Below are 5,344 nucleotides of genomic sequence, written 5' to 3' on the forward strand. Positions count from 1 at the left end.
CTGTTAATCAAAGTCTTGGCAAGCAACTGGGACGATAGATCTTCTCGGAAGCTATTATCTAGCTTTGCTTTGTCCATGCTTGACAAGGATAAGAAAACTCCAGGGGGGCCTTGGAAGATTCTCTCTGGCCACCGGCCACCCTACCCAAATGACTCATCAACTCTAAATTACCAATCCCGTTTAGTAAAGGCAGTTTAAGGCTTATCCTCGATTTGTCAACCCACTCCCCTCCCCATCTTCAGCTTGATTCACAACGCCCCTGCGCCTCCCGCCGCAGCTTCTCCAACTCCTCCAGCGGCGTACAACGGGTTTCCGTGGCGTAGCTCACCAGGTTGGGACCATCCATAAGTTGGACCGTGCCCACCCGCACCCGCACGTCCTCGTTGAGAAACCAGCAGCGCTCTCTGCCCACGTTGCGGTCGTAGACGGTGTGAATGGTGAGCAGACCGTCCTCGCCAAAGCGATAGGGGCTGATCACCGGTGTGGCCTCCACGTAACCCACGTCCCGCACCAGACGACCACAACCCTGGCCCGGACCCGGCAGGTCCACCAGCACGGCCCCATAGCGCTCATCGGCCGGCCCCTGGCGATGGTTGCCCTGCCATTGGAAGCGGGCCCCCATGGTGGCGGTACTGCCGGGAACCTGTTGTTGGGCGCAAACCCGTTGCACCGCCTCATCCCCCTGCTCCAGCAGGGTGATGATCAGGTTGGACTCCCCGGATTGGTCCGGGGAGAAGTCAAAATGATGGACGCTGCGCACCGATAACCAGGTTCCGGCACTGAGACGCAGGAAGTCCACCATTGAGCGTGGCGGAGAAAAAGACAACAACCCATGGCAGACCCGTCCATGGTGCCCTGTCGCTGCCACAAGCTGGGGAGACTGCATCAGCACCATGGCCGAGGCTCGCGAACAACATGCCGATCTACGAGGAACCAACTGGCAGGGCCGCCAGCTTGGGGTGGTAGATCTGCGGGGGGTGAAGCTCTGCCGCGCCGATCTGCGGGGCGCAAACCTGGGGGACGCACGCCTGGAAGGGGCCGACCTCAGCCTGGCCCGCTACGACGCTCTGACCCGCTGGCCACCAGGTTTTGCCCATGCACGCTCCGGCGCCGTGGGGCCTGGGGCAAAGCTGGGTGGCGCGTTTCTTAACACCGCCGATCTGCAGGGCATGGATCTGCGGGGGGCGTTCATGTTGGGGATCTATCTGAGTGGGGCAGACTGCCGTGGCGCCCTGATGCAAGACCTGGGCTTTGCCAACGGGGACCTGCGCCGCAGCCGCTTCTGTGGTGCGTTGCTCAGGGGCAGCCGCTTTGCCTATGCCCAGTTGGATGGCTGTGATTTCCGGGCCGCCGATCTGCGGGGGGCGGACTTCACCGCCGTGGACAGCATTGCGGGGGCTGTGTTCACAGGGGCCCTGGGGCTGGCAGGCTTGCGGGACGAGCTGCTGTCGCGGCCCTATCAGGAGTTGGACTGCTGGAATCGCCTGGCCCGCTGCACCACCCGCGAAAGCCTGGAGGCCATGGACACCCACGGCGCCCCCCATGGCTGAGCGCTTTGACAGCCTGTTCGGCTGGCTGGATGAGCAGGAGGCCATTCAGGTGCTGCACAGCCCCACCGCCAACCTTCCCAACCCTGGGCTGCAGTATGTTGCCGCCACCCGCCTGGGGGCCGCCAGCAGCCCGGAATCCCTCAACGCTCTGCTGGCGGCATCCGCATGGCGTGGCCACGGCATCAACGAGCGGCTCACACGCCGCAAAGCCCTGGAGGCCCTGGGGCGTCGCCCCGATCCCCGCAGTGTGGCGCGGGTGGTGGAGGCCCTGGGCAGCAGTGATGCAGGGGCGGTGGTCAGCGCCGCCAACAGCCTCTCCCGACTCTGGGCCGCTGGCCAAACCATGGACCCGCATCAACTCACCGAAGCTTTGGTGGGGGCGCTCCATGGTCCCGGAACCCAACAGCGGGCCGTGATTCAGTGCCTCACCCGTCTGGAGCTCCACGGCGCCAGGACTGCCGTGGAGGGCTGCATCAACCATCCAGATCGCCTCCTGGACGGGGCGGCGCGGGCCTATCTGGTGCGCCAGGGCGGCCCTGGCACGCTGTTGCAGCCTGTGCTGAGCCGTCTTCAGGATCCGGAGGCGGGGCAGCGGCGAACCGCAGTGATTGACCTGGGTCTGGCGGGGCAACCGGAGCATTTGGCGGCCGTGGTGCATACACCCACCTCCATGCCCCTGCGGGCGCTGACGGCGTTTTCCCTGGCCCGTCGTGCCCTGGCTAACGGCCATCCCCCAGCGCCGGTGGCGACCCTCCTGGATGAACTCTGCCATGACGACCCCCGCCGGCTGCAACTCATTGGCCAACCTGAACCCACGGACAACACCCCCGCCGGCTGGATCCGGTTATTGCTGCAACGAGACGAGAATTGCCAATACAGCGCCGCCGCAGGCATTCTTCAACTATCCGGAACCAGTCAGGTTGCAATTCTGGAGCAACTGCACCACCACCACAGCAGCGACTACGGCGGCCATTACATGCTCATGCGCCTGGTGGGTCTGGGGGGACACCATGGGCGGAGCGCCTGGCTGAAGCAGGGATTGGAGCAAACAGCTCCCCAATACCGAAAATCCCGCATCGCTGCGGCAGTGGCCATGGGGGAATTGGCCCTCACAGACCACCGGGACGCTCTGCAAGCCCTACAAGATGTCTCCCAGGAAGAGCAACTGCGCTGGGCCGCCGCCATGGGGCTGGCCCTTCTCCAAGGCCAGGCCCAGGCATCCTTGGCCCTGCGGGCGCGGGCCCTAGGCTAGCTGCTCCATGACTTCACCCCTGAGATCCATGCTTCCGTTCCTGCGGCGACTGTTCACCGACAACCGCCGTGACGGGTCCCGCATGGTGAGCAGTGCATTGCTGGTGGCGTTTGCGGGCCTGCTCCGCTGGGATCACCCCCTCGGGATTGCGGTGGCGGCGGGGTCAGGGGCCTTGGCATTGCTGTGGTTCCTGCTCTACCTAGGTTTGGAGAAAAAGCGCTGAGGGCAGAGGAACGGGACCCTACACCGCGCTGACCTCCAGCTTGCGGATGCGCAGAGGCTTGCTTACCACCCGCATGTTGCGCAGCGTGGCAAACAGATCCTCAGGCAAATCCTTAGGAAGATCCACGGTGCTGTGCTCATCAAAAATATGAATCCGACCAATGGATTGCCCACGGATGCCTGCCTGGTTGGCCAGGGCGCCCACAATGTTACTGGGCTTGACCCGGTGTTTCCAGCCCACCTCAATGCGGTAACGCTCCATGTGGGCCGCCAGCGGCCGGGATTGGCGTCGCGGGTTCAGGCGGAGCACAGGCGGCTCTTCCGCAGAACAGGCAAACGGCTTGGCCCCCTGCACAAGCTGGGCCAGCGCAGCGGCGATGTGCTCCACAGGCAGGCATTTCTCTGCACTCAACTCCTGCACCAACTGTTCAAAGACGGGCACGTCAGCCCCGTCCAGCGCCCCCAGGATGCGCTCCTTGAAGCGCTGGCGCCGGTGCCGATTGACCGTATCGGCATCGGGAGCGTCCATCACCTCCAACTGCTGACCGTTGGCCCGCTCAATGGCCTGCACCAGACGACGCTCCCGGGGTGTGGCCAGCAGCAGGGCCCTGCCCTGCCGCCCAGCCCGTCCCGTGCGGCCGATGCGGTGAACATAGGCCTCCGCATCCAGGGGAACGTCGTAGTTGATCACCATGGTGATGCGCTCCACGTCGATGCCTCGGGCCGCCACGTCCGTGGCCACCACCACGTCCACACGGCCGGAGCGCAACCGCTCAATCACCTGCTCCCGCTGGCTTTGCACCACGTCGCCGTTGAGGGCTGCGCAGCGGTAGCCATGGCCGTCCAGCGCAGACGACACCTCCACCGTCGCCTGCTTGGTGCGCACAAACACCATGGTGGCTTCACTGGCTTCCGTGTCCAGCACCTGAACCAGGGCCCGCAGCTTCTGGCTGGCATGGACCATGAGCAACTGTTGGCGGATGCGCTGGGTGTCGGCCTTGGAGGTGGCAATGGTCACCTCAGCGGGATCCCGGAGAAAGCGCCCGGAGAGTTGGCGTACCTCCGGCGGCATGGTGGCGGAGAAGAGCATCAACTGACGCTCCGTGGGGGTGCGCTCCATGATCCAGGTCACGTCGTCGATGAAGCCCATGCGCAGCATCTCGTCGGCTTCGTCCAGCACTAGGCCCCGCAGGCCGTCGAGGCTGAGGGTGCCTTGACGCATGTGGTCCATGACCCGCCCCGGGGTCCCCACCACCACCTGGGCACCCCGCCTCAATCCTTGAATCTGGGGGCGAAAGTCGCTGCCCCCATAGATGGGCAGAACCCGCACCTGGGGCAGTTGCGCCCCATAGCGGGCAAAAGACTTGGCCACCTGCAGGGCCAGTTCCCGGGTGGGCGTCAGCACCAACACCTGGCAACAGCGCTGCTGGGCATCCAGGTTGTGGAGACAGGGCAGGGCAAAGGCGGCCGTTTTGCCCGTTCCTGTCTGGGCCTGGGCAATCAGGTCACGACGTTGCAGCAGCAGGGGGATGGTCTGTGTCTGCACAGGGGAGGGCTGGCGATAGCCGCTGGCGACAAGAGCCTGGAGTAGTTCGTCGCGCAAGCCGAAGCAATCAAAACCAGCGGCTGGGGAACCAGCCGACAACAGGGAGTCGGATGTCATGTGGGAAGAGACAGAGGGTTGTCCTGGAAACGGCGGCAACCCTTTGCCTGGCCTTAGGCAGCGTTGGGAGAGGATGCTGCCGTTGATGGCACTGAACTGAAACTTGACCTCCACCTCGTCGGTCGGGACGAGGATTCCTTCTCCCGAACAAAGCGCGCTTTGCCCGGTTCAGGTGGGTTACTGCTTCACGACCAAGGACGGGCGAACCCGTCTGACCTTTGGCTCCACAGTCGTTTAGCGTCTCCGCAGGCCCTGCGGCGACGTGTACTTGGTTGTCGCACTGCAATTAGCTTAGCATGACTCCCACTGGGGTGGAAAGCTGGTTCGGGACAGTTTTTGAGTAGGGTCAACCCGAATCCAGCCGGCCCAATGCCGTCGATTCCCCCAACGCTGATGATCATGGCTGCGGTGGTTGGCGCCATGGCCGCCTGTGCCGGTGTGATCGTGACCGTCCTGATCTTCCTGTGGAACAAACTGGACAAGCAGTTCGACGACCTCAAAACCAGGCAGAACCGGCAGTTTGACGCCCTGCGTAGTGACTTGAAAGACGGACTGGGCAAGTTGGAGGCCAAGGTGGATCGCCTACTGGAAAGCCACTTGCCTAACCCCTGCTAGCCTCCCGCTGCCGGCCACCACGTCCTTCAAGGAAGCCATGGC

At 63.9% G+C, this 5,344-nt stretch carries 6 protein-coding genes; 4 read left to right on the top strand and 2 right to left on the bottom strand.

What is annotated here, in order from left to right:
* Positions 1-238: 238 nt before the first annotated feature.
* The gene (locus tag FLM9_RS05525) at positions 239-895 is read right to left on the bottom strand and encodes a phycobiliprotein lyase (protein WP_257243023.1); all 657 of its coding nucleotides are present in this window, start codon (positions 893-895) and stop codon (positions 239-241) included.
* Between FLM9_RS05525 and FLM9_RS05530 the strand changes: the two genes are divergently transcribed.
* From FLM9_RS05530 to FLM9_RS05540, 3 genes are read left to right on the top strand one after another with little or no spacing between them, the layout of a single operon-like run.
* Entirely contained in the window at positions 894-1,550 is a 657-nt protein-coding gene (locus FLM9_RS05530) for a pentapeptide repeat-containing protein (protein ID WP_074457635.1), read from the top strand. The two genes, FLM9_RS05525 and FLM9_RS05530, sit on opposite strands and share 2 nt — an antisense overlap.
* A complete protein-coding gene (locus FLM9_RS05535) occupies positions 1,543-2,802 on the top strand; it encodes a HEAT repeat domain-containing protein (protein WP_074457636.1) in 1,260 nt (419 codons plus the stop codon). Before FLM9_RS05530 ends, FLM9_RS05535 begins: the two co-directional genes overlap by 8 nt.
* A 28-nt stretch (positions 2,803-2,830) precedes the next feature.
* Positions 2,831-3,025, top strand: coding sequence for a hypothetical protein (locus FLM9_RS05540; protein ID WP_074457637.1), 195 nt, complete (start codon positions 2,831-2,833; stop codon positions 3,023-3,025).
* An 18-nt stretch (positions 3,026-3,043) separates the two neighbouring features.
* Here FLM9_RS05540 and FLM9_RS05545 read toward each other — a convergent pair whose 3' ends face one another.
* Positions 3,044-4,687 carry a DEAD/DEAH box helicase gene (locus FLM9_RS05545; protein ID WP_074457638.1) on the bottom strand — a complete coding sequence of 548 codons (1,644 nt, stop codon included), beginning with the start codon at positions 4,685-4,687 and terminating at the stop codon, positions 3,044-3,046.
* A gap of 369 nt (positions 4,688-5,056) precedes the next feature.
* On the opposite strand from FLM9_RS05545, the gene FLM9_RS05550 reads away from it, so the two are divergent.
* A complete protein-coding gene (locus FLM9_RS05550; protein WP_143324622.1) occupies positions 5,057-5,302 on the top strand; it encodes a hypothetical protein in 246 nt (81 codons plus the stop codon).
* Positions 5,303-5,344: the final 42 nt, after the last annotated feature.

Origin of the sequence: Candidatus Synechococcus spongiarum (genome assembly GCF_900047545.1) — a bacterium.
Classification (GTDB): domain Bacteria; phylum Cyanobacteriota; class Cyanobacteriia; order PCC-6307; family Cyanobiaceae; genus Synechococcus_B; species Synechococcus_B spongiarum_C.